We start from the raw sequence: 26813 nt of genomic DNA on the forward strand, positions 1-26813 counted from the left end.
GTAAAACTATACACACAAAAAAAAAGCTGTCAAAAATTGACAGCCTTGATTATATAATTTTATTGAAGTTTAATCTACTTTTTTATCGTTTCCGAAAGCTTGATTAACACTTGCAAAGTTTGTGTTGCTACTTCTCTGGAATGATTCAGTATTAGAACCATGAAAATCATGTTTTTTAATAACTCCTCCTGCTGCACCACCATCGATTGGTAAAATTTTAATAGAATCATTAGCTGCCAAATAAATTGGTGTTTCTGTTGAAGCAAAAGAAGTTGCTACTACTACTAAAGAAAATAATCCGATTGTTAAAGCTGTTTTTTTCATGACTGAGGTTTTTTTATATTAATTTATTTTTTTGGGACATCATCACTTGTGCGTGAATCATGGTGTAAAACTAATACCGTAATCGAAAAAAATTTATACAAAAAAATAGGTTTGTGGTAGATCGTACCCAATTGATAGTCAATGGACAGCAAATTCATGTAAATGCTTAATTTTTAGACTTCTAGGTAATTTCCAGCAGCAAAATCGGCAATAACCTGATCCACATTTGCCTTGTAGGTTTTGGAAAACGGAATCTTTTTTGAAGAGTTTTTGATGTAACAGATTGAGTTTCCGCTGTGAATTCTCGAAATGTAATTTCTATTGATTACATAACTGTTGTGAATTCGGATAAAAGGATAGCTCAAAAGACTCTCAAAATGCTTTAAGGTTTTAAAAGCCGTAATCATTTCGCCTGAATTCAAATAAATATCTGTCGAATTATTATCGGCTTGAAAGTAACAGATATCGGAAGCATTAATATAGCGATAATCGCCATACGATTTGATGCAGATAATTAAAGGTTTTTCTGCGCGAAACGGCATCGCGGATTCTTTTACAATAACCGGAATTGTTTCTTCTGGATAAACTGCCGGTTTTATTTCTGGCTTAGATTTAAGGCGAAGAATCATTTTGAGTAGATCGGTGCTGGATAACGGTTTTAAGATATAATCAAAAACACCGTATTTAATCGCTTCGAATGCGAAATCTTTTTTGGAAGTTGTAACTACTATTTTCGGAATCTCTGTTAGAAACCGATGCAGTTCACTGATAAAATGTAAGGATAAATTACTTTCTTTATTTTTTGGATTGATTTCAAGAAAAATCAAAGACGGTTTTTGCTCTAAAACCAAATCAAGCGCATCTTCAAAATTGGAGACCGAAGCCATAAAAGACAATTCAGGAAAAGAGGCTGCAGCTGTTTTGGTTTTCAAAATACTTGCAGCGTCATCATCAATAATAATATACGAATACTTTTTCAATTTTTGTTTTTATTGCTTTTCTCACTACGCGATAATAACTAAAAAATATTTTTAATTGAACGTAATATCGAAAAAAATTGGTTTTGGTATTTGCCTGCAATTAAATTTACGCATTATAATTTTTCAAGCGTTTCATTGTTAATACATTACATAAAAATGTTGATACATAAAGATTAAATGCAATAAACACCGACAAACTACGCATTTTTAAAATCAAAAATCCCAAACTCCGATTGGAATTTGGGATTTATATTTTGAGATTTTAAAAAATTTACATTTTCATTAACCAGTTTTTCATCGACACTTCGTTTTCGATAATTCCTCTTAATTCTGTAATTTTTACACGATCCTGTTTCATTGTATCTCTATGACGAATGGTTACCGTTTCGTCTTCAAGTGTTTGATGATCTACTGTAATACAGAACGGAGTTCCTAAAGCATCTTGTCTTCTGTAACGACGCCCTACAGCATCTTTTTCATCATAAGCCACATTGAAATCCCATTTTAAATCCTCGATGATTTTTTTAGAAATTTCTGGTAATCCGTCTTTTTTAACTAATGGCAATACTGCTGCTTTTGTTGGTGCTAAAACTGCTGGTAATTTCAGAACTGTTCTTTCTGATCCGTCTTCTAATGTTTCTTCTTGTAATGAAGTCGCGAAAACTGCTAAGAACATACGATCCAGACCTACAGACGTCTCAACTACGTATGGCACATAGTTTTCATTCAATTCAGGATCAAAATACTGAAGTTTTCTTCCTGAATATTCTTCGTGTGCTTTTAAGTCGAAATCGGTACGAGAGTGAATTCCTTCTAGTTCTTTGAAACCGAATGGGAAGTTAAATTCAATATCTGCCGCTGCATTTGCATAGTGCGCTAATTTTTCGTGATCATGAAAACGATAGTTCTCTTTTCCTAATCCTAAAGACAAATGCCATTTTAAACGCGTTTCTTTCCAATGATGGTACCATTGCATTTCTTCTCCTGGACGTACAAAAAACTGCATTTCCATTTGTTCAAACTCACGCATACGGAAAATGAATTGTCTTGCAACAATTTCGTTTCTGAATGCTTTACCCGTTTGAGCAATTCCAAAAGGAACTTTCATACGACCTGATTTCTGAACGTTTAAAAAGTTCACAAAAATACCCTGCGCTGTTTCTGGACGTAAATATAAATCCATTGCAGATTCTGCAGAAGCACCCAGTTTTGTTCCGAACATTAAGTTGAACTGCTTAACATCTGTCCAGTTTTTAGAACCTGTTTCAGGATCAGCAATTCCTAATTCTTCGATTAATGCTTTCACATCCTGAAGATCATCAGTCATTCCTTTTGCAAGTCTTGCTAAAATTTCTTCTTTTTTTGAAAGATATTCTACAACGCGCGCATTTGTTGTAACAAATTCTTCTCTATTAAAAGCATCCCCAAAACGAGCTTTTGCTTTTTCTATTTCTTTTTCAGCTTTTTGATTTAGCTTTTCAGCATAATCTTCGACTAAAGTATCAGCTCTATATCTTTTTTTAGAATCTTTATTATCAATTAATGGATCGTTAAAAGCGTCAACGTGTCCAGAAGCTTTCCAAGTTGTTGGATGCATCAATATCGCAGCGTCAAGGCCGACAATATTTTCATTCATCTGAACCATTGATTTCCACCAATATTCACGGATATTCTTTTTTAATTCGACTCCATTTTGTGCGTAATCATAAACTGCACTCAATCCATCGTAAACTTCGCTTGACGGAAAAATAAATCCGTACTCTTTTGCGTGCGAAACCACATTCTTAAATATATCTTCTTGTTTTGCCATAGTGATGCAAAAATATAAAAAGTACCTGTAAAAAAAAGAAAAATTATAAAGATTGAGGATTCTATTTTGTTATTTTTGTAAATAAATTCCTGTAATTTGTGATTAAATCTTTAATTAACCTCTTTTTCCCTAAGGTCTGCAGTGCCTGCCGCACGCTTTTAATGTCTAACGAAGTTGTTTTTTGTACGAGCTGCCGACACGAAATGCCTCTGACCCAATATTATTTGGACCCCAAAAATGAAGCCGCTAAAAAGTTCTATGGACGGGTCGATGCTGTACATGTTTCTGCCTTATTGTATTTTAATAAAAGAGGAATAGTTCAGGAACTGATTCATAATTTAAAATACAAAGGGCACGAAGAAATTGGATCGGTTTTAGGAAGCTGGCAGGCCGAAGAATTAAAAGAACTGCAGCTCGAAATTCCGTTTGATGCCGTTATACCTGTTCCGCTGCACAAGCGTAAACTCAGAGAACGAGGTTACAATCAAGTCAGTACTTTTGGAAAAATTATTGCCTCGGAACTTAATATTCCGTTTAGCGAAAAAATATTAATTCGAAAAGTGTATTCAAAAACGCAATCCAAAAAAAATCTAATTGGAAGAACAGAAAATATTGAGAATATTTTTGATACAGTATTTACCGAAACCGATCATCACAAACATTATCTTCTAGTTGACGATGTTCTTACGACCGGCGCTACTCTCGAAGCTTGTTCTCGTGCTTTATTAAAAATTCCAGGTGCAAAAATCAGCATCGTTTGTATGGCGATGGCACATTAGGGAAAATTCCAATTTTTTTAAATTCCAAAATCCAAACTTTTAAAAATCTAAACTCTAAAATCTAAACTCTAAAATCTAAAATTAGTTAACTACAACTTTCTTTACAGTTCTTCTTTCGCCGTCAATTACGGTAACCAGATAAATTCCCGAAGCGACGTTAGAAAGCTGTATGTTTTGATTAAATGTTCCCGTACTTTCAAATGTTTTATCGTATACCCTTTTACCCAGAATATCGTGCACTACTATTTGTACGCCTTTTGCAGATTCACTTTCAAAAGAAATTGTAAAACTTCCTTGGTTTGGATTCGGATAAAGCACAAAAGGAATATTTTCAAAATCAGCTGTTCCAAGTGTTGTTGTTTTATTACAAATATTTATTGACGCCGAATTTATGGTTCCAAAAAGACCTGATTCATTATCTCGTACTCTTAAAGTCCAATTCCCTTGGGGATTTTCACCAATAAACGTACCTAAATAATCCACCGGAATTACAATCTGGCTTGTGGTTTTACTGCAATCTAATGTTGTTCCGTCGTCATCAAACTGAAGAGCTAAGCTTGTAGTTGAAGTCCCGCTGCAATTTCTATTAAACAAACTAATAAGATTCCCGCTTGGGCTTACGATTTCTATTTCAAGGTCCGACATTCGCTGATGCGTGACATTCAAAGAAACATTTACATCTGAAACCGTACCGGTTGAGGCTGGCACAGAAACTGTTCGCGTTGTATAGGCACTTCCGTATGGTATAGCAAATGCACTGCCAAAACTGTAAGTATTACAATTTGTTGTAACTGTGTAACCTATTGCAAAAGGCTTGCTGTTTACTGCATAATAAATATTATCTGTTGGCTGTATCCAAATTCGGCAGTTTGTAGAAGAATCTACACTTGTTGGAACAGTAATCGTTTCTGAGCCGTCGTTTGGTGTATTAGAAGCTAAAACAATCGGAAAAGTCAAACCGCCGTCTGTAGATAATTTTATAGTAACGTTTGCAGAGCCGGCTAAACTATTGGTATTATTAACACTCCAGGTTATGGTTTGAGAAGAACCTTTATCCCAGGCAACGTTGTCTGCATTTTGCGATATAACTGCAAACGGCCCTGCTCCCGCATTAACAGTTACCACCATAGCATCTGTCTGCGTTTGAGCCGTACCATCTGGTGCATTGTCTCTTGCTGTCAAAGTAAAATTCATTGTTTTACCAATAGCCGAAACCGATTCCCAAGTGGTGGTCAGCATGTTTTGCAGCACCGAACTTAAGGCTGGCATATAACGAACTGGAGAAGTTGTAGGAGCCAAAGACCTAAACATTGGGCCATTGGGTTTTAGTGCATAGGCAATACTATTGCCTTGACTTGTTGTAGTAGCGCTGTCGTATTGTTCCCAAGTATAAGTTATGGTATTTCCTTCTGGATCTGAACCTGTTCCTGTCAAAATAAAAGGCGTACTGATCGGAATAGTGTAATCGAAACCAGCAGAAATAACCGGCGGATTATTGACAGTCGATGTAATAACTGCGCAGGATTTATTCGCAAGATTATTTTGAATTTGAATAATACTTCCGTATGCAAAATAATCATCAGAATTGCTTTGTACATCATAATTTCTGGTAACACCAGCATATCCCATAATGGTCGATCCGCTTCCTGGTTCAAAACTTGTTCCGGCTCCTTCTAATTCATAAGAAAAAGTATGAGTTCCTCCCAATTGATGTCCCATTTCGTGCGCAACGTAATCAATATCAAAAGTATCTCCTTCAGGTCTACTGTTAGATGGAGAAGTAAATGCCGCTCCCTTTCCTAAAGGAACAGTCGTAGTCGGGTTAACACAAACACAGCCAATACAGTTGGCGTTACCGCCGCCGCCAGAAGCACCAAACAAATGACCAATATCGTAATTAGCGTTTCCAATTGTATTGGTTAAAGTAGTCTGAAGCTGCTGTCCCCAAGTACCGCCAGGCGATTGTACCCCAATTTCAGCCTCAGAATACGGATCTGTCGAAGCATTAGTATAAATAATAGCATCATTATTGGCAATCAACACCAATTTTAGCGCAAGGTCTTTATTAAAAACACCATTAACACGTGTCATTGTCGCGTTCATTCCTGCCAAAGCCGCTGCTTTGGTTCCTCCAAAGTAAGTTGTATACTCTGCCGTACATGATAATGCCAGACGAAATGTTCTAAACTGTTTTGTGTTAGAAGCTGTTTTGGCTGTTTTTGAAGACGCAGCATTTTCTGTAATTAAATTGGCTGTTTTACATTCTAAAAGTGACTTGGAACCGGCATTGTCTGCAGACTTGAATAAAACGTACTGTGATTTATTTTCTGTATTCTGCTCGATATATTCAGTAGGTTTTTCGGCACGAAAGATCATTGTCTGTACTCCGATCGGGGCTACGCTAAAGTGTATTTTTGCCGTTTTATCATCAATTCCTTTTCCTTCGTAGGCTCTAATTTCGGGATATTTGGCTTGAAGTTCGGGTTCAAAATTAGAAGATTCCCAAACAGAAAAACGTTCCAAAACACCTTCGGAATTGGGAAACGTCAATTCGACAGCATTTCCTGAATTCGTCTTATCTGCAATAGAAAGTTTCGATGTCAATAAGTCCGAATTCAAAGCAAAATACAACTTATCAGAACTCGAAGTTTCTATTTTTTTACTTGAAACGGAACCAGCGTTAACTTGCTGCCATAAAGTTTCTTTCTGCGCATAACCAGCTGTACAGCAAAGGCTAAAAAATATGTAGAGTAATTTTTTTCTCATATCTGGGGATTGAAATTCAAAATTAGTTCAATTTAATTTAATTCTTACAATTATAAGACAATTAACGCTTTTTTATCGACGAGTCGGCCATTTTTCACAAAAAGAAACCCAACCTGCTCAAAAATCAGTAACACATTAACACCAAATTTAAAATAGAATAGTATAAATTTGCGGCATGTTTAAATAATTTTTGTTTTGAAGCTTTTTCATTCTATAAACGATTTTCAGTCCGATAAAAAAACCATTTTAACTCTTGGTACTTTTGACGGCGTTCATATTGGACATAAAAAAATTCTAGAACGCATTAGACAGCAGACTGAAAACGGAAAGTATGAAAGTTTAGTACTTACTTTTTTTCCGCATCCGAGAATGGTTCTTCAGGAAAAATCGGAAATAAAGTTACTGAATACGATTTCAGAAAAAACAAAACTTCTTGAAAATACTGGAATAGAAAATCTGGTTATTCATCCGTTTAACGAAAACTTCTCCCGATTAACCGCCGAAGAATTTGTACATTCTATTTTGGTGGATCAGTTTCACATTCACAAAATAATCATTGGCCACGACCATCGCTTTGGAAGAAACAGAACGGCTAATATTGATAATCTTATAGCATTTGGTGCCGAATATGGTTTTGAAGTAGAACAAATTACGGCACAGGAAATTCAAGATGTATCGGTGAGTTCGACAAAAATCAGAAATGCTTTAAAGGAAGGAAACATGAGTCTGGCGAACGACTATCTTGGTTATCAATACTTTTTGACGGGTCAGGTTGTTAAAGGGAAACAGCTGGGAAGAACAATTGGTTTTCCAACCGCCAATATTCAAATTGAAGAAGAGTACAAACTGATACCTAAAAACGGAGTTTATGCTGCAAAAGCACAGATTCAGGGCAGAGAAGTATTTGGAATGATGAATATCGGTTTTAATCCAACGGTAAACGGAGAAAAACAAAGTATCGAAATTCATCTTTTTGATTTTGACGAAGATATTTACGACCAAAAAATAGAAGTTTCCCTTCTTCATTATCTTCGCGAGGAACAAAAATTTGGTTCTGTAGAGTTGTTGAAAGACCAATTAAATCAGGACAAATTAAACGCATTATCTTTTATAGGCCAGCTTTCTTAACAGGCTGTAAACGAGTTTTCTGCCTTTTTAAATCAGCGTAGTTATTTTTTTAGTAAATTTGATAGAGATCTGTTCTTCAAACACATACTATTAACTTCTTTAAAAATAACCACTATGAAACTACCTAAAGAAATTACCAACGGTTTTCTGATTTTTCTCGGAATTGGCATTTATTTTTTATTGATGAATGTCTTAGGTTTAGCCGATCTGTTTTATCTAAGAACACTTAACGTCTTTTTTATATTTTACGGGGTTAACAGGACGATGCAGATGAATCTTCACGAAGGTGAAACCAATTTTGTATCCAACGCCGTTTCTGCCATGACGACTTCTGTAGTCGGTGTATCGATGAGTGTTTTTGGACTATTGGTTTACAGTTATGCTCGAGGCGGTGATGCTTATGTTAGAACTTTATCCGAAACTTTTATGTTTGGAGGTAATCCTTCGGTGCCAACTTACTGCATTTGTTTATTGTTTGAGGGAATTGCTTCATCTGTCATTGTTACTTTGATGATGATGCTGTATTGGAACAACAAATACGCCGCTGATTAATCTTTCAATAAAATTAAAATTTTAGCGCTCTAAAAGCAGAGAAAGTAAAAATTCTTTGCTTTTAGAGCGCTTCTTTTTTGAAAAAAGCTTCTAAAAATTCATTTATACTTCGCAGATGTCTTCATTATAATAATTTACTTACTTTTAATATTCCAAAAAACAGTATTTAATGAGCAAGACAAAACACAACTGGACCAAAGAAGAAATAATCGGCATTTACAACAAGCCTTTAATGGATTTGCTTTATGAGGCAGCCACTATTCACAGACAAGAACACGATCCTAATGTCGTACAAGTTTCTACGCTTTTATCTATAAAAACTGGAGGATGTCCTGAAGATTGCGGTTACTGCCCTCAAGCGGCACGATACAATACGGGTGTTGAAGGAAATGATTTAATGACGGTAAGTCAAGTTAAAGCTCAGGCTCTGCGTGCCAAATCCAGCGGTTCTTCGCGCGTGTGCATGGGGGCTGCCTGGCGAAATGTAAAAGATGGAGCAGAGTTTGATCAGGTTTTAGAAATGGTTCGTACGATTAATAAACTTGATATGGAAGTCTGCTGTACACTGGGAATGCTAACCGAAAACCAGGCACAGCGTTTGGCTGAGGCAGGTTTGTATGCTTATAATCACAACTTAGACACTTCTGAAGAATATTATAAAGATGTTATTTCTACACGCGGTTTTGAGGATCGTCTGGAAACGATAGAAAATGTTCGTAAAACAAATGTTACGGTTTGCAGCGGCGGTATTATCGGAATGGGCGAAAGTATAGAAGACAGAGCTGGAATACTTGTCGCGCTTTCAACGCTAAATCCGCAGCCAGAATCTGTTCCTATAAATGCATTGGTCGCAGTAGAAGGAACGCCGATGGAAGATGAAAAACCAGTTGAAATCTGGGAAATGATCCGCATGGTTGCTACCACTAGAATTGTAATGCCCGAAACGCAGGTTCGTTTGTCTGCAGGCAGAACCAATATGAGCCGAGAAGGACAAGCGATGTGCTTTTTTGCGGGTGCAAATTCTATTTTTGCAGGAGATAAACTGCTCACTACCCCAAATCCAGATGTAAACGAAGACATGAAAATGTTTGAAATGCTGGGACTGGTTCCTCAAAAGCCTTTCATAAAAATTTCGCAGCCCCAAACAATCGAGGCATCAGAATCTCAATTTCTTCCATTGGGTGAAAAACCAAGATGGTCAAGACCAGGACATACTATAGAAAGAAATATTGAAGCATCGATGAAGTCAAAAATTTAAGCAAAAGAGTTCATACATTTCAAAAAACAGTATTAAATTGCTTGTAACACAGTGTTATAAGCAATTTTTTATTTATAGAAATGAATTTAAAACAAATAGAAAGGGTTAAAAAAATCTCCAAAAAAGATTTTATCTCCCAATATGTAAAAACCCAGACTCCAGTTGTTGTAGAAGAGCTGACCGAAGACTGGCCGGCATACAGCAAATGGAAATTATCTTATATGAAAGAAATAGCAGGTCATGCTATTGTGCCTTTGTATGATGATCGGCCGGTGAATCATGAAGATGGTTTTAATGAAGCGCATACTCAAATGAAGATGAGTGATTATATCGATCTTTTGGAAGAAAAGCCTACCAATTACCGCATTTTTCTTTATAATTTAATGAAACAGGTACCATCGCTGAAAAATGATTTTTTATGGCCTGATATTGGTTTGAAATTAGTGAAGCAGCTGCCGATGATTTTTTTCGGAGGCGAAAATTCGAAGGTCTTCATGCATTATGATATTGATTATTCTAACATACTGCATTTTCATTTTCATGGAGAAAAACAATGCATGATATTTGCTCCAGATCAAACGAAGTTTATGTACAAAGTTCCTCACGCTTTGATCTCTAGAGAAGACATTGACTTTGATAATCCGGATTACGAAAAATTTCCCGCCCTTAAAAATGTTCAAGGATATATTACCAATTTAAAGCATGGAGAAATGATGTACATGCCGGAAGGTTATTGGCATTATATGAAATATTTAACTCCGGGATTTTCTATGAGTCTGCGTTCTTTTCCTAAAAACATCAGCAACCTTTCAAAAGCGGCTTATAATGTTTTTATCATGCGCCATTTTGATATTATGATGCGAAAAATAAAAGGCCAGAAATGGATTGATTATAAAAACGAAAAAGCAATTGCAAATACGCATCAGTATTTATAAAAACAACTTGTTGGGTATATTCACTACGCTTGAATACTAAGCACTTATTTTGACGCGGATTTGACAGATTCGTTAACACGAAAACGCGGATTTACACAGATTTTTTTTGATCTTATCTGTGTAAATCCGCGTTTTTGCGAAAAGCAAATCTGTTTAATCCCGTTCTAACTCATTTACTTTATGCTTATTAAAACAAATGAAGGAATAAAAACCGCTGTAAATTTAAGTTACAGCGGTTTCTTATTTCTAGAATATGACTTTGGTCGTTTTTACAGTGCCGTTTTCTAAAACAATCTTGAGCACTAAAACCTGATTCGCGACTTGAAAATTTTCTATCGAAAATTGGGTATCTCCAATAGCTTTTTTGGTAAATAATAATTTTCCTGAAATATCATATACGAATATATCGGCAAGGTTTTCTTGTAAAGTCTCTGAACTGACCTTAATGGTATTGTCTTTTACAGAAACATACACATCATTGGCTGTTTTCTCAAACTCGTCCTGACCTAAAGTTCCGCTTCCAAAACGAATTAAAAAACGATCATCAAATGTCCCTATTTCTGTCTTAAATTTATAACTGCTTTTTTGCAGATTATGTACAACGCCCATTTTTTTATCTTCTAAATAAACAGGAGTAGTATTTAAAAGTCCGTCTGCATGATCAATTTCGATACTAAACTCGCTCACAATGGCGCTTCTGTAACCCAACGGAAGAACATCTGTATCATTAAATGGAAGAGCACGTCCTTGAATTACTAATTTTTTATCTTCATTGATACTGTAGAAATCCAGATACTTATTAGCATCCATAGTAATAGCGTCATAATTATTATCCCAAAAATTGGTTGCTCCTTGAACATAGCCGATCAAAAGCTGTTTAAATGCTCCCTGAGTATTTGATAAATTAAGCCAGACTCTATGGCGCTCAATAACCGCGGTCGTTTTATAAAACTGACTGTTGTTTGCTGTGACACGCATTGAATTTGTAAAAACTGCCGTTCCAGCTGTTTTAGATTGTACAAAAAAGGATTGGCCGGCTGCGATATATCCTAAAGGCTGCGATTGATTCCCTGGCGTAGTTGCTCCGTTACCCTCCATATTTCCTGGAACGGTGCTGCCTGATAAGTTATAAATGGCATAATCACTTTCTGTATAATTATTTTGTGCATCGCCGGGAACACTGCTGCTTGGCAGTGAGTTGTGTGTCCAAAAATAAAGGGTACCGTATAAATTGGCTTGATTATCAGCAATAAACTGATCTGCATAAACAGCCGACGGATAAGGATTTCCGATAAGAGACCAAGTATCTGCTCCTCCTAAAGAGATATTCACCGGACCATTATTCGGTACTCCAACAAATTCTGCATCATATACCGCAGGCACGCTAAGACTAAAACTTTGCGGTGCTCTAACAGAATAACCTGCTCCTTTCCCCATAACTTCTGCTCCGTTGTACGATATTGACCAGCCGCTTAATGGATTGTATTTATAATACTTATCACCCAGTGTTCCTGGAGATAAATTTTTTAATGTAAAACCTGGAGTACGGGTAACCGGTGATGACCAATACGTAAAATCATAACGTCTAACAGGAGTTGTTTTACGTCTATAAGTAATGTTTCCTGAATTTACTGCGTTGGATAACTGAACCAAACTTGATCGATCCTCAAAAATCAAACTACCTGAATTAGAAACTGTAACCGCATTGGTAACTGTTATTGTGTTTGTAGGATTAACGATCATTAAACCGTTATCCTCAACGGTTAAGGTGTGCATTGCAAAAGTCGCATTTGTTCCCGAAACTATCGGTGCATTGCCAACTAAAGGAATTTCTACGCAATCTGTACTAACCGGTACTCCAGATGGAGTCCAGTTGGCCGCATTATTCCAATTAGCATTCACGCTTCCGTTCCATTCTTTTACGGTCGCGGGATCAACGATTAAACTCAATATTGGAGAAGTACAGGAGGCACTGCTTCTAACTGTTATGCTGTAAGTACCTGCTGAAAGCCCTGTAAATATTCCTGATGTATTGCTATAATTTACACCATCTATACTATAAGTATATCCTGTACCCGAAGCTGGTGAGGTAACGGTTATTGTTCCAGTACTATCAGAACAGTTCGGTAATTTTGTAACTGTTGCAACTGGTTGTGACGGCAATGCATTTACCACCAAAGTAATCGCTTGGTTTACCGAACAGTTATTCCCATTAAAAATCGTCAACGTTCCTGTATAACTACCTGCCGGAGTATTGGCCGGCACACTGATTCCTGTAATAGTTCCAGCTCCTGCTGAAAAGGTTATTGGTGTTAAGCCTTGATCGGTCAAAGTCGCCCAATCAATCGCATAACTGGTCGGGGTATTAGTTGTCGCGGTATAAGGAAGCGTCGTAGTTTGAATCCCCGCACTTGAACATACCGGTGCCACAGTTCCTGTTGTAGTAATGTTCGGAAGCGGATTTACCACCAAAGTAATCGCTTGGTTTACCGAACAGTTGTTTGCATTAAAAATCGTCAACGTTCCTGTATAATTTCCTGCCGGAGTATTGGCTGGAACACTGATTCCCGTAATAGTTCCTGCTCCTGCAGAAAAGGTTATTGGCGTTGAGCCTTGATCGCTCAAAGTCGCCCAATCAATCGCATAACTGGTCGGGGTATTGGTTGTTGCGGTATAAGGAAGCGTCGTAGTTTGAATCCCTGCACTTGAACACACTGGAGTTACTGTTCCTGTTGTCGTAATAGTCGGAAGCGGATTTACCACCAAAGTAATCGCTTGGTTTACCGAACAATTGTTAGCATTAAAAATCGTCAACGTTCCTGTGTAATTTCCTGCTGGAGTATTGGCCGGCACACTGATTCCCGTAATAGTTCCTGCTCCTGCTGAAAAGGTTATTGGTGTTGAGCCTTGATCGGTCAAAGTCGCCCAATCAATCGCATAACTCGTAGGTGTATTGGTTGTCGCGGTATAAGGAAGCGTCGTAGTTTGAATCCCTGTACTTGAACACACCGGTGCCACAGTTCCTGTTGTGGCAATGGTCGGAAGCGGATTTACCACTAAAATAATCGCTTGGTTTACCGAACAATTGTTCGCATTAAAAATCGTCAACGTTCCTGTATAATTTCCTGCTGGAGTATTGGCCGGCACACTGATTCCCGTAATAGTTCCTGCTCCTGCTGAAAAGGTTATTGGTGTTGAGCCTTGATCGGTCAAAGTCGCCCAGTCAATCGCATAACGCGTGGGTGTATTGGTTGTCGCGGTATAAGGAAGCGTCGTAGTTTGAATCCCTGTACTTGAACATACCGGTGCCACAGTTCCTGTTGTCGTAATGGTCGGAAGCGGATTTACCACCAAAGTAATCGCTTGGTTTACCGAACAGTTGTTCGCATTAAAAATCGTCAACGTTCCTGTGTAATTTCCTGCTGGAGTATTGGCCGGAACACTGATTCCCGTAATAGTTCCAGCTCCTGCTGAAAAGGTTATTGGTGTCGAGCCTTGATCGGTCAAAACAGCCCAGTCAATTGCATAACTGGTCGGGGTATTGGTTGTCGCGGTATAAGGAAGTGTTGTGGTTTGAATTCCTGTACTTGAACAAACCGGTGCTACCGTTCCTGTTGTTGTAATGGTCGGAAGCGGATTTACCACCAAAGTAATCGCTTGGTTTACCGAACAGCTGTTCGCATTAAAAATCGTCAACGTTCCTGTGTAATTTCCTGCTGGAGTATTGGCTGGAACACTGATTCCTGTAATAGTTCCAGCTCCTGCTGAAAAGGTTATTGGTGTCGAGCCTTGATCGGTCAAAGTCGCCCAATCAATCGCATAACTGGTCGGGGTATTAGTTGTCGCGGTATAAGGAAGTGTTGTGCTTTGAATTCCTGTACTTGAACATACCGGAGTTACAGTTCCTGTTGTCGTAATGGTTGGAAGCGGATTTACCACCAAAGTAATCGCTTGATTTACCGAACAGTTGTTTGCATTAAAAATCGTCAACGTTCCTGGATAACTTCCTGCTGGAGTATTGGCCGGAACACTGATTCCCGTAATAGTTCCAGCTCCTGCTGAAAAGGTAATTGGCGTTGAGCCTTGATCGGTCAAAGTGGCCCAATCAATTGCATAACGCGTGGGTGTATTGGTTGTCGCGGTATAAGGAAGTGTTGTGGTCTGAATCCCTGTACTTGAACATACCGCCGTTACCGTTCCTGTTGTCGTAATGGTTGGAAGCGGGTTAACAACAACACTAAAAGGTATCGCAGCACTGGTACAATTACTATTTTTTACTGTTAACGAACCCGTATAAGTTCCTGGTGCAGTTCCCGCTGGTACTGTAATCGAAATGGAATTTGCCGGCAGTGCTGCATCCGTCACAGCTAAGAAGTTGTTTGTTGGTGATGCACTCCAAGTAATACTATAAGTTGTTGGCGATTGTAATGCATTGGTATAATTTAATGCTGTAGTTTGAGGTAAAGAATTAAAACATACAGGAGTAACACTGCTCACCGTCAAACTTGGAAGTGGATTTACAGTTACTTGGACTTCTGATGAAGTGGCTGCCGAACAAGTTCCGTTAACTACAACTGCTCTAAATCGTGTAGTCTGTGTTAATGGTCCAAAAACAAAACCTGGTCCATTTGAGTTTGCAATGTCAAACCAAGTTGTAAAAGGAGATACCGCAAGCTGCCATTTTTCTACTGTACCTGTATAACCAGATACTATTATACCCCCACTATTAGCACCGCTGCAAATTGTACTTCCACCTGAAGTAGTCCCTCCCACACTAGGAGCATAAACATTGACATCTATAAAATTAGCCGTTGAAATTGGACTTATACAAACACCCGATTGCAATTGTGTCACGGTGATTCTACTGATTCCTGGAGCTGTTAATCCAACTGCAGTAAAAGTTCCTGTTCCTGCAGTAGTTACAGTCATTGCCGCTGTTAAACCATTTTGTAAAGGAGCACTTCTGCTATAAGTTACGGTGTAAACTCCTGCTGGGAGACCTACTCCAGTTAAAGTCACAACCGAAGTATTGCCTACACTGGTACAAACAGGTACTGCTGAAATTCCCGTGAAGGAATAGGTTGGGCAAGTATAAGTTACTATTACTTGACCATGTTCTCCTCTTCCTCCTGCTTGTGCGGCTCCTAACGCAGAGTTCATAGCGCCTCCACCGCCACCGCCAAGTGGACTACCATTATTTCCGGGACCATTTCCTAAAAGTACACTTGTAAAACTGGCACCACCGGCACCACCGCCAGTCCCTGCTCCTGCTCCTCCTGCACCGGTTGATAATCCAAGTGACAAGAGAGCTGCATTACCTGCTGTACCATTACCACCAGGAGTTCTTGTAGTCCCAGCAGAAGATGCGACTGTACCGCCACTACCCCCAACAGGTGCAGTTCCAGCAGTATTTGCTATACCTCCAGCTCCACCAGCAGCATAAATCACAGATTCAAAACCAGTTATAGTTGAGTGTCCACCAGCTGCTCCATTTGCACCTGCAGTACCATTTACTGCGGCTGCAACTTTAACAGCTAATGTATTTCCTGGAACTACTGTAATAGTTGCACTTGCAAAAGCGCCGCCACCGCCGCCACTACCGCTTCGTCCAGATAGTAAAGGAGCTCCACTTGCACCACCACCAGCACCGCCGCCACCCCATGCCTGAACACCCATGCTTGTAATTCCTGCAGGAACTACGATTGAAGCATCGGCGGTTAAATTATGCGGAGGCTGTGCCATTAAAGAATTATAAAAAAGAAAAAAGAATAGACTAAAAAGGATTTTAGCCGTAGCCGCTTTGTGCTTCCAAATAGAAAAAGATGAGAAAGAAGGCTGAAAAAAAATGCCTATTGAGAGTAAGTTTTTTTTCATGTTGTGGTATTTAAATTAAAAGATCAGAATATGGCGTACATAAATAGGTTTGAAATTTTAGGCCGATAAAAAAACTGAACCTTAGGATTCAGCTCAAAATTTGTGCGATAAAAAAAGAAAAAAATCAAAGGCTTATAGTGTGTTTTGACGACTTTTAAAGCATTTTGTCGATCAAAGCTTACAACAAGGTACGATTTTATTTACGCAAGGTTAAAATATCCATCTTTTAAATCTAAACTTTAACAGTGAAAAATTGATTTTAACATATTATAGGAAAAAACTGTTAATAAATGCATATGTACCTACAAATCAATATTTTAAATAAAAATCATTTTTTTAACAAAAATTCTTTTTTATCTCCGTTTTCAGATTTTCATTATTCTTAAAAAATTGAAAAATGTGGAAAGAAAAACAGCTTCAAAAAATCTTCATAAAAGGGTCGCATTCATTATAGAAAAAGCGTAATTTTATGTTAAAAAATAATTTTGGTGTTTATTTTAATCCCATTTTCAAGAATTGTCTCCACAAAAAGCACTTGATTCGCAGCTTTTAAATCTGAAATCTGTATTGATTTGCTTGCAATCTGCTTGCTGTTATAAAGCAATTTTCCCAAAACATCATAAATTGAAATGTCCTGAATATTGGATTGCGAAGAAAAAACCTGAATTATTTTCTGATTTACGGCAACCCAGACATCTGGATCTTTATTTTCAAGTTTGGAAGGGATTCCTAAAGTGTGATTATCAAAATGCAGTACAAACCGATCATCGAATGTTCCTTTAGGGACATTAAACTTATAAGCTGCTTTTGTCAAATCGTACATTTGGTGTGTTTCTTTATCTTCTAAAAACACATTTGTATCTGCTAATTTTCCATCTGCATGATCTATTTCAATAACAAAAGTATCTGCTGCTTGAATATCAAATCCAAGTTTAACGGTATCTGAATCGGTAAACGGAAATGCGCGGCCTTGGATTACTAAATGTGTATTGCCACACAAACTATAGAAATCTGCAGATTGGCTGCCGCTCATATATTCTGCATCGTATAATAAATCAAAGTCATTCGATGCTTCTGGCGCATAACCGATCAATATTTGTTTAAAAAGTCCTTGACTATTGGTCATGTTCAGCCAAAGGCGGTGTCTGAATTCTTGTGAACCGCTATTTTCTTTTTCTTTTACAGGTTTAAAAAACATATTATTTTGACCGCTGATACGCATGCTGTTATCAAATACAATTGTACCAGCTGTATTACTTCTAATAAAAAATGCCTGCCCTGAAGCGATGGTGCCATCGGGTTCATAATTATTAAAACCTGATGATATAGCTGCTCTTGTCGCAGTACCGCCCAAGAGATTGTAAACAGCATAATCATCTGCGGTATATTTGCGGTTTGTGATGGGTGTATTGTGTGTCCAGAAATACAGTGCTCCTTTGGTTTTATAAGCATTTTTCTTTAGAAAAACAGAAGCGTCTACTGCCGATGGATAAGGATTTCCGATCAGATTGTAATCATCGGCCTTTTCAAGATTTATTTCGACTTTTCCGTTATTTGGGATTCCTTTAAAAACACCTTCAAAAACCGATCTATTCGTATCCGAAAAAGATTGGGGACTTCGAATGGAATAACCTTTACCGATCTGCATTATTGATGCAGGTTTTTCGATCTTCCAATTTTGCAAAACATCATTATAAGAATAATATTTATCTGCGAGGGTTTGCGGCGAAAGATCCAACAGCTTTTGAGGCGCCACAGGAGAAGACCAATAGGTAAAATCAAACTTTAATACGGGCTGTGTTTTTCTTTTAAGATGTATTATTCCTGTATTCACCATATCATCATCGGACTGATAAAGGCTTGCTGCTTCTTCCAGCACAAGAGTTCCAGATCCTGAATACGAAAACTCAATTCCTAAAGTATTTCCCTCTACTACAGTGACGGTTTTTTGGTTTTCGATGGTACAGCTGCAGACATTTACAGAAGTTAAATGTGTAAAATCTTCTTTGAAAGTTACTTCTTTTCCGCCTGACGGAAATCCTCTTGACCAAGAAATACCATTCCAAATGGTTGAATCCAGACAAAGTTTAAGCCGTGCTATTCGGTGTTTGGAAATTCCAGAAACGGAATTAAAATTACCGCCAATCCATAGTCTAAAATCGGCTCCAATAGTCACCGCAAAAAGTTTGTTGTTAAGAGTTACTGCAAATGAATTGTCTGCATTTCCGTTCTCAAGAAGTCTTATTAAACGAAGAGCGGTTACATTTTTATATGTTCCAGAAAAAGTACCGCCCACAATAATTTTAGTATCGGGCTGAATTAAAATGGTTCGGACCTCTCCTTTATTAAAACCACTCCCAGATTCAAACGAAGTATCTAAACTCCCGTCTGGATTCAAACGTACCAATCGATTTTGTTTTGTTCTATTATACTCTGTAAAATTACCTCCCAATACTATTTTTCCGTCAGACTGGAGCGCAACAGCATAGACATTTTTATCAAAACCGTCGCCGATAAAAAAGGTTTTATCTATGCTTCCGTCTGCATTTAGTCTGACCAATTTTGCATAAGTATCATTATTAAAAGAAGTAAACCTTCCTGCAGCCAAAATTTTTCCATCGTGCTGTATGGCAATCGCTTCAATTACTCCATTTGCTCCAAATCCAGGATTAAAACTGCTGTCTCGTGATCCGTCTGGAAGAATTCGCACAATTTTAGGGGAAGTCACGCCATTATAGGTAGCAAAATTTCCGGCTGCAATCAAGCGCCCGTCAGACTGCAGCTGCATGGCATACACTTGACTATTAAACCCTTTTCCAACAGAAAATGAATCATCAATAGCTCCGTCAGGTAAAATTCGGACAATACGATTATTTTGCACCTCATTGTATTTTGTAAAATTACCGCCTAGAATAATCTTTCCGTCATTTTGAAGCACTGCAGTTTTGATTAAATTATCTGCTCCCGATTTCTCTGAATTAAAAGAGGGATCTAGTAATCCGTTTTCTAAAAGGCGGGCAATCCGATACGTTGGAATAGCATTGAATTTTGTAAAACTTCCTACAGCGATCGTCTTTTTGTTTTCTACGGGAAGAAGATTAAGAACAGAATTATCAAAACCTACACCCGCTGCCAGATAAGCGCTATCATGTTCGCCTTCATCCGACACTTTTGCAAGCCTGCCTTGGATTTGCCCATCAAAAAGAACAAAGGAGCCGCCAATAAACCAAGATCCGTCTTGATCGGTTTCTAATGCAAAAACAGATGCAGAACCAGGACCGCTGCTGAGATCAAAATCACTTTTTATACTGCCATCGGTATTTAAGAAAACTACTCTGTTAACATTGCTTCCATCGTAAAATCCAGTAAAAGATCCGCCCGCCATTATGTTCCCAACGCCGTCAATTTTAATGGTCTGAACTCCCTCTTTGCTAAATCCCGAACCAGATACAAAAGCTGTATCTGGCGTGCCGTCTTCGTTGAGTCGAATAATTCTGCTGGCTTCAATTTCGTTAAAACTTGTAAAATTTCCTCCCGCCACGATCTTTCCGTCAGGCTGAACAGCAAGGACATTAACATTTTCATTAAAACCTGTCCCGATATTAAAACTAGTATCAATACTTCCGTTTGGATTTAATCTGGCAATTCTATTGGCTGAAGTACCATTAAAAGAAATAAAATTACCTCCAATTAAAATTTTATTAGAAGTCAGCACTTTGACGCTGGTAATGTTTACGCTTGAACCGATTCCTGTAGCAAAGGAAGGATCTATAGAACCGTTAGAAAATAAACGAACAATTCTATTGACTGTTACAGTATTATATTTTGCAAAACTTCCCACAATAATAATGTTTCCGTCGGGCTGCTCTGCCATATCGTAAACAATTCCGGTCGGGGCACCAATTCTTGTATTAAAAGAAGCATCATAAGAGCCATCTGCATTTAATCGAATTAATCTCCCCGCACTATGACCGTCGAAACTGGTAAAACTGCCTCCGACTAAAAGCTTTCCGTCTGACTGCGGGCATACCTTGTAAATTTTTCCATTAAAACCTGCTCCTGTATTAAAAGTCTCGTCGACAGATCCGTCTGGTTTTAATCTTGTTAAATAGGCCGTTGGAACTCCGTTCAGACTCAAAAATTCACCGCCTACAATTAAATTGCCGTCGGGTTGTAAAACCAAAGTCCGGACAGCATTGTCAAAACCATCTCCAGTCAGACCGTCGTCTATAGTATTAAAGCTAAGATCAACTTTGCCTTGCTGTGCAGAAAGTACAGAACAAAATAACAGGATAACGAAACCAAATAAAGAACGTTTTATAATTTTCAAAACCAAAAGTATTAGATTAATCACATTGTAAGAATTAACCGAAAATTAAAAGATTCTTCATTCACTGGCAATACCGTGATTAAGGGATATTTCTAAAAATAAAAAAGCCCATTCTATTGTCTAGGATGGGCTTAAGAAATAAACGTTTCTGTTTATTATTTTTTAATGAAATACAATTTTCTTAGTAACAGTATGTCCATTTTCTAATGTTATTTTGACTAACAATACCTGATCAGCAGCCTGAAGATTTGTGATCTGCAATTCTGATGCATTTACTTTCTTTTTGTTATAAAGTTCCTGACCTCCAATATTGTATACCAATACGTCTTTTATGTTTTCTTTTGAAGAAACTACTTTGATATTTTTATCTTTTACAATAACTACTACTGTGTTCTCAAGATTTTCGAAATCGCCTGTTCCTAATGTTTTGTCGGTATATCTAAGAACAAAACGGTCTGTAAAAGTTCCGATTGCGGTTTTGAACGTATAATTTCCTGTACGAAGATCTATGATTTTCGAAGTAGTTTTATCTTCTAAATAAACAGCTTGACTCGTAAATAATCCGTCAACATGATCAATTCCGATAGTAAAATCTCCTGCAACAGTAGTTTTGTATCCTAACGGAATAACTTCTGAATTATCAAATGGTATTGCACGCGCCTGAATCGTCAGCTTTTCTGAATTACTAATAGTGTAGAAATCTATAAAAGTATTTCCGCTCATAGTTACAGCATCAAAATTATTATCAAAGTTGTTTGTAGCTCCTTGAACATAACCAACCAAAGCTTGTTTGAAAGCTCCTTGTGCATTACTAAGGTTTAACCACAAACGATTTTTTTCAATACTGCTTGTTTTTGCTGTTTTGAAAAACTGAGAATTTTTTCCCACTTTGTCACGCATAGCATTGGTGAAAGTAATCGAATTGGTATTACTTCCCGTTGGATATAAGAAGAAAGCTTGTGCGGATCCAATAAATTTATCTACTGGTTCTGCACCTGGAACTGTTACTGTTGCCCCTGTAAGATTTAAAACAGCATAATCGTCGCTTGTATAATTGTATTTTGCATCACCATCTACTGCATCACTTGGCAGCGATTTATGAGTCCAGAAATACAATGCTCCTGTATCGATACCATTTAAACTTGCATTTAAATCAATAAACTCTTCGGCATCAATTGCAGATGGATATGGGTTTCCGATTAAGTTCCATTTCCCGTTTACTGTTCCAGCACTGATATCTCCGTTATTCGGTACACCTCTAAATTCAGCTTCATATACCTGACCTGCACCTGTAATAGCATAAGTCTGCGGTGCTCTCACGCTGTAGCCATGTGCACGTTCCATTGTCATAGTCCCTTTTCCGTTGATCTTCCAAACAGAATTTGCAGCATCATAATAATAGTATTTATCTCCTAGTGTAGCAGGCGATAAATTAGTAAGTTTATAAGCTGCACTATAAATTGGAGCTGTCCAATAAGTAAAGTCATATCGACGAACTGGTTTTGTACGGCGTTTGTATGTGATGTTTCCAATATTCGCAATATTTGATGTCTGAACCAAACTTGATTTGTCCTCAAAAACTAAAGCTCCATCTCCTTGTACCGTTACGGCATTTTCTACTTTTAAAGTAGAAAGACTGTTTACCGTTAACGAACTTTTGTCATTTACTAAAAGAGAATAGGCAAATGCTATAGCTCCCGTTCCAGAAACAGCTGGTTTATTGGTAATGAATGTTAAATCTGGTATCACTACGCAATCACCATCGTTTGGAACACCGTTTGGAGTCCAGTTTGTACTTACGTTCCAATCTGTACTGGTGTCACCATTCCAAACTTTAGAACCAGTCATTGTTACACTCAATGGTGCTGCCATTGATGCAGTACAACCAGAACCGTTTCTTACCGATACTGTATAAGATCCCGGTGCTACACCTGTAAAAATACCGTCGGTATTAGTATAGACTGATCCATTAATACTATACGTGATTCCCGCTGCAGGAGCCGGACTTGTAACTGTAATGGTTCCTGTCGGCACACCACAATTTGGCTGTGTAGTTACGCTAGCAACTGGGGTTGATGGCATTGAGTTTACCGTAACTGCAAAATTTCCTGATACTATTCCGTTTCCACAGCTGTTTGTTCCTTGAACTGTAATATTTCCAGTTACCGCTGTTGCAGAATAATTAACTGTAATTGTACGGGTATTTGCACCAGATGCAATTGTAGCTCCTGCTGGTAAAGTCCATGTATATCCTGTTGCATTTGTAATTGCAGGAACTGAGTAAGTAACTCCATTTTGTCCCTGACATACAGGAGATGTTCCGCTAATCGTTCCTGCTGCTGCTGGAAGAGGATTTACCGTAACTGCAAAATTGCCTGACACTGTTCCGTTTCCACAGCTGTTTGTTCCTCGAACTGTAATATTACCTGTTACCGCTGTTGAAGAAAAATTAACTGTAATTGTATTAGTATTTGCGCCAGATGCTATTGTTGCTCCTGCTGGTAAAGTCCATGTATATCCTGTTGCATTGGTTATTGCAGGAACTGAGTAAGTAACTCCATTTTGTCCCTGACAAACTGGGGATACTCCAGTAATAGTTCCCGCTGCCGCTGGAAGAGGATTTACTGTAACTGCAAAATTGCCTGACACTGTTCCGTTTCCACAGCTGTTTGTTCCTCGAACTGTAATATTACCTGTTACCGCTGTTGCAGAAAAATTAACTGTAATTGTATTAGTATTTGCACCAGATGCAATTGCAGCTCCTGCTGGTAAAGTCCATGTATATCCTGTTGCATTGGCAATCGTCGGAACTGAATAAGAAACTCCATTTTGTCCTTGACAAACAGGAGACGTACCGCTGATAGTTCCCGCTGCTGCTGGAAGAGGATTTACTGTAACTGCAAAATTGTTTGACACTGTTCCGTTTCCACAGCTGTTTGTTCCTCGAACTGTAATATTACCTGTTACCGCTGTTGCAGAAAAATTAACTGTAATTGTATTAGTATTTGCACCAGATGCTATTGTTGCTCCTGCTGGCAAAGTCCATGTATATCCCGTTGCATCGGTTATTGCAGGAACTGAGTAAGTAACACCATTTTGTCCTTGACAAACAGGAGACGTACCGCTGATAGTTCCCGCTGCTGCTGGAAGAGGATTTACTGTAACTGCAAAATTGTTTGATACTGTTCCGTTTCCACAGCTGTTTGTTCCTTGAACTGTGATATTTCCAGTTACCGCTGTTGCAGAAAAATTAACTGTAATTGTACGGGTATTTGCACCAGATGCTATTGCAGTTCCTGCTGGTAAAGTCCATGTATATCCTGTTGCATTGGTTATTGCAGGAACTGAGTAAGTAACTCCATTTTGTCCCTGACAAACTGGGGATACTCCCGTAATAGTTCCCGCTGCAGCTGGAAGAGGATTTACTGTAACTGCAAAATTGTTTGATACTGTTCCGTTTCCACAGCTGTTTGTTCCTTGAACTGTAATATTTCCAGTTACCGCTGTTGCAGAAAAATTAACTGTAATTGTACGGGTATTTGAGCCAGATGCAATTGTAGCTCCCGCTGGTAAAGTCCATGTATATCCCGTTGCATCGGTTATTGCAGGAACTGAATAAGTAACACCATTTTGTCCCTGACATACAGGAGAGGTTCCGCTAATGGTTCCTGCTGCTGCTGGAAGAGGATTTACTGTAACAGTAAAATTTGTTCCCGCACTAGTACATCCATTAGCATTTTTAACAGTTAATGTTCCTGTATATGTTCCTGCTGCAGCTCCTGATGGAATTGCTATAGTAATAGGACTAGAATTTAATGATGCATTTGCAACACCAAGGAAAGAATTTGATGGTGTTGAATTCCAAGCAATACTGTAAGTTGTCGGAGTTCCTGTTGTAGCCGTGTACGCTAAAGTTGTACTTATTGTACCCTGACAAATTGATGCTGCTGTTGCTGCATGTGTAATTGTAGGCAGTGCACTAACTTTTACCAATACCAGGCCAGAAATATTTGTACATCCATTAACCGTAACTTTTCTTCTAAACCAAGTATCTTGAGTTAAGGCAACAGTTGGAGTATAATTTTGCGTATTATTAGTTCCAGCTGCATTTCCAAAAGGCCCTGCCGCACCTGAAGTACTGCTTTCCCATAAATAAGCCGTTACAGTTCCTGTTGGAAGAGTTCCAGAAATAACTCCTGGTATTGTACCTGAACATATTGGCTGTGAATAATTTGCAGAAACATATAATCTTTTTTCTGTTCCAACACAGGCGTCATCAAAAACCATATTTGTTGCTGGAATAGTAATAGAATTGGTATTTCCTAAAAGATAAGTTTCGGAAACCGATTGACTTAAATTAGAATGACAAGTATTTCCTATTGTAAAAGAACCACAAGAACCGTTTGGCAACCCATAACTGGCAAAACTTACATTATTAAAATATGTCCCTGCAGGCGCAACCAAAGAAGCATTACCTCCTTCAGCTGCTGTATCACAAGTTTGTGTGGAACCAGCTAGTGTTATTTTATTATTAATCTCGCTTGGATTTACTGTTACTGTTACATTAAAAGGAGTTCCAGAACAGCTTCCCGTTAAAGGCGTAACTGCATAAACTACGTTTTGCGAAGTGGTATTAATATTGGTTAATGTACCTGAAATATTAGAAGCACCGCTTCCTGCCACAGCTCCTTTTACTCCATCAGGCATTGTTGGTATTGCCCAGCTATAAGTAGTGTTTGCCGGAACAGTGCCATTTGTTCCATTTACGGGAGTTACAGTAAATGTTCCTCCAGAACAAATTGTAGCTGTCATAGCGTTAATCGTCGCTTTTGGATTTATGGTTAATGTAACTGGAGTCCTTGTACATGCTCCAACTGCCTGCGCATAAAATGTATATGGCCCTGGAGTATTTGTATTTGGCAAACCTGAACCTGCAACTCCAACAGGATTAAACGGAGAACCTCCACCTAAGAAAGTACCACCTGTCGAAGCTGTGTACCATTCTATTGGCAATAATGTTACCTGTCCGCCAGCTGGAGCCGTAACGCTCCATGAATAATTACCAGAATATGTTCCATTATTATTCGAATAAGTTGTAGAAATTAATGTGTACACAACTCCTGCAGTTAGCGTTGTGGTCAACCTTGGCTCGGAGTATAATGTCCCATGATCATCGTCACCTCTTATCCATGTCCCTCCTCCACTACATGTACCTGGAGTAAAATTTCCCGTATATATGTAGGCCATACCGTCATAATCGTCAGTATCTGCCATTTTAAAGACATAATTTCCGGTTGTATTTACTGTAAAATTTATTGTCGTATAATTTCTTACAGTATTTCCAAAGGCACAGGTAGCATTATCATTCATCGCAGAAGCAATAATTCTGGCTGTTGGATCACTACCCCCATTCCAAGACCCGGAAAAAGTATTTCCTGTAACAGCCGAAGTTGAAGTAGCATTTATGGTTGCTGCATCTCCTTGACAAATTATAGTCGGTGTTGTAGTTGCTGCTGAGCGACAAATTGTTCCATTAAAAGTAAAATCATTTATACCATATACTCTACTAGTAGCAGCACCCCATGCATAAATTCTAAAAGTTATTGCAGATGTTACACCTTGAAATGCTGCTGCTGACAACGATATGGTACCACCTCCAGAACCAGGAGTCGAAATATTGGAGCTAAATCCATCAATGCTAGATCTAATCGCAAAATTGGTGAAGTTTCCACCACTTCCGCTTATCTGTCCATCATATTCTAAACTAACAAAATTAATACCAATACCAGAATTTGGAGTCAAAGTAAACTCAAAATAATTATTTAAATTAATAGCAGTTGTTCCTGTCCAATTAGAAGCGGCATATCTACCATTAACGTTAGATCCTATTAATGCAGATGCTCTTCCAATTCCACTTACTGTAATATTTGGGTCAACTGTCTGACCAGTTGTATATGGATTTGATCCGCTAGAATTATTTCCTATTGGATTGGTCCAAATAGATTGTCCAAAAGTTATACAAGGAAAAACGATAAAAATAATTAACAAAAGTAATTTTCGTTTCATAGGCTAGTGGT

General features: G+C 38.1%; 12 protein-coding genes. 5 read left to right on the top strand and 7 right to left on the bottom strand.

Annotated features, from left to right (window positions below; genetic code table 11):
* Positions 1-69: 69 nt before the first annotated feature.
* From C4F50_RS20905 to C4F50_RS20915, 3 genes are all read right to left on the bottom strand, one after another.
* A complete protein-coding gene (locus tag C4F50_RS20905) occupies positions 70-324 on the bottom strand; it encodes a hypothetical protein (protein ID WP_194140588.1) in 255 nt (84 codons plus the stop codon).
* A gap of 173 nt (positions 325-497) precedes the next feature.
* Positions 498-1304 carry a LytR/AlgR family response regulator transcription factor gene (locus C4F50_RS20910; protein WP_194140589.1) on the bottom strand — a complete coding sequence of 269 codons (807 nt, stop codon included), beginning with the start codon at positions 1302-1304 and terminating at the stop codon, positions 498-500.
* Between the two features lie 271 nt (positions 1305-1575).
* Positions 1576-3114 (bottom strand): glycine--tRNA ligase, encoded by a 1539-nt coding sequence (locus C4F50_RS20915; protein WP_194140590.1) that lies wholly within the window; start codon positions 3112-3114, stop codon positions 1576-1578.
* A gap of 98 nt (positions 3115-3212) precedes the next feature.
* On the opposite strand from C4F50_RS20915, the gene C4F50_RS20920 reads away from it, so the two are divergent.
* Positions 3213-3893, top strand: a complete 681-nt coding sequence (locus C4F50_RS20920) for a ComF family protein (RefSeq protein WP_348537026.1) — start codon at positions 3213-3215, stop codon at positions 3891-3893.
* A gap of 81 nt (positions 3894-3974) precedes the next feature.
* On the opposite strand, the gene C4F50_RS20925 is transcribed toward C4F50_RS20920, so the two are convergent.
* Positions 3975-6659: a zinc-dependent metalloprotease gene (locus C4F50_RS20925; protein ID WP_194140591.1), complete on the bottom strand. Its 2685-nt coding sequence runs from the start codon at positions 6657-6659 to the stop codon at positions 3975-3977.
* A 195-nt stretch (positions 6660-6854) separates the two neighbouring features.
* On the opposite strand from C4F50_RS20925, the gene C4F50_RS20930 reads away from it, so the two are divergent.
* The 4 genes from C4F50_RS20930 (at position 6855) to C4F50_RS20945 (ending at position 10532) form a co-directional block, all read left to right on the top strand.
* Positions 6855-7787, top strand: a complete 933-nt coding sequence (locus C4F50_RS20930; protein ID WP_194140592.1) for a bifunctional riboflavin kinase/FAD synthetase — start codon at positions 6855-6857, stop codon at positions 7785-7787.
* A gap of 114 nt (positions 7788-7901) precedes the next feature.
* Positions 7902-8339, top strand: coding sequence for a hypothetical protein (locus C4F50_RS20935; RefSeq protein WP_194140593.1), 438 nt, complete (start codon positions 7902-7904; stop codon positions 8337-8339).
* A gap of 169 nt (positions 8340-8508) precedes the next feature.
* A complete protein-coding gene (bioB, locus tag C4F50_RS20940; RefSeq protein WP_194140594.1) occupies positions 8509-9597 on the top strand; it encodes a biotin synthase BioB in 1089 nt (362 codons plus the stop codon).
* A gap of 80 nt (positions 9598-9677) precedes the next feature.
* On the top strand, positions 9678-10532 hold the full coding sequence (locus tag C4F50_RS20945) for a cupin-like domain-containing protein (protein WP_194140595.1): 855 nt from the start codon (positions 9678-9680) through the stop codon (positions 10530-10532).
* A gap of 246 nt (positions 10533-10778) precedes the next feature.
* On the opposite strand, the gene C4F50_RS20950 is transcribed toward C4F50_RS20945, so the two are convergent.
* The 3 genes from C4F50_RS20950 to C4F50_RS20960 all read right to left on the bottom strand — a co-directional run bounded on the left by C4F50_RS20950 (position 10779) and on the right by C4F50_RS20960 (position 26802).
* The gene (locus C4F50_RS20950; protein ID WP_194140596.1) at positions 10779-16406 is read right to left on the bottom strand and encodes a DUF8693 domain-containing protein; all 5628 of its coding nucleotides are present in this window, start codon (positions 16404-16406) and stop codon (positions 10779-10781) included.
* A 472-nt stretch (positions 16407-16878) separates the two neighbouring features.
* Positions 16879-20736, bottom strand: coding sequence for a DUF8693 domain-containing protein (locus C4F50_RS20955; protein WP_228012102.1), 3858 nt, complete (start codon positions 20734-20736; stop codon positions 16879-16881).
* A gap of 162 nt (positions 20737-20898) precedes the next feature.
* Entirely contained in the window at positions 20899-26802 is a 5904-nt protein-coding gene (locus C4F50_RS20960; RefSeq protein ID WP_194140597.1) for a DUF8693 domain-containing protein, read from the bottom strand.
* Between the last annotated feature and the right edge of the window lie 11 nt (positions 26803-26813).

It is taken from the genome of Flavobacterium hungaricum (genome assembly GCF_015182285.1).
Lineage (GTDB): Bacteria > Bacteroidota > Bacteroidia > Flavobacteriales > Flavobacteriaceae > Flavobacterium > Flavobacterium hungaricum.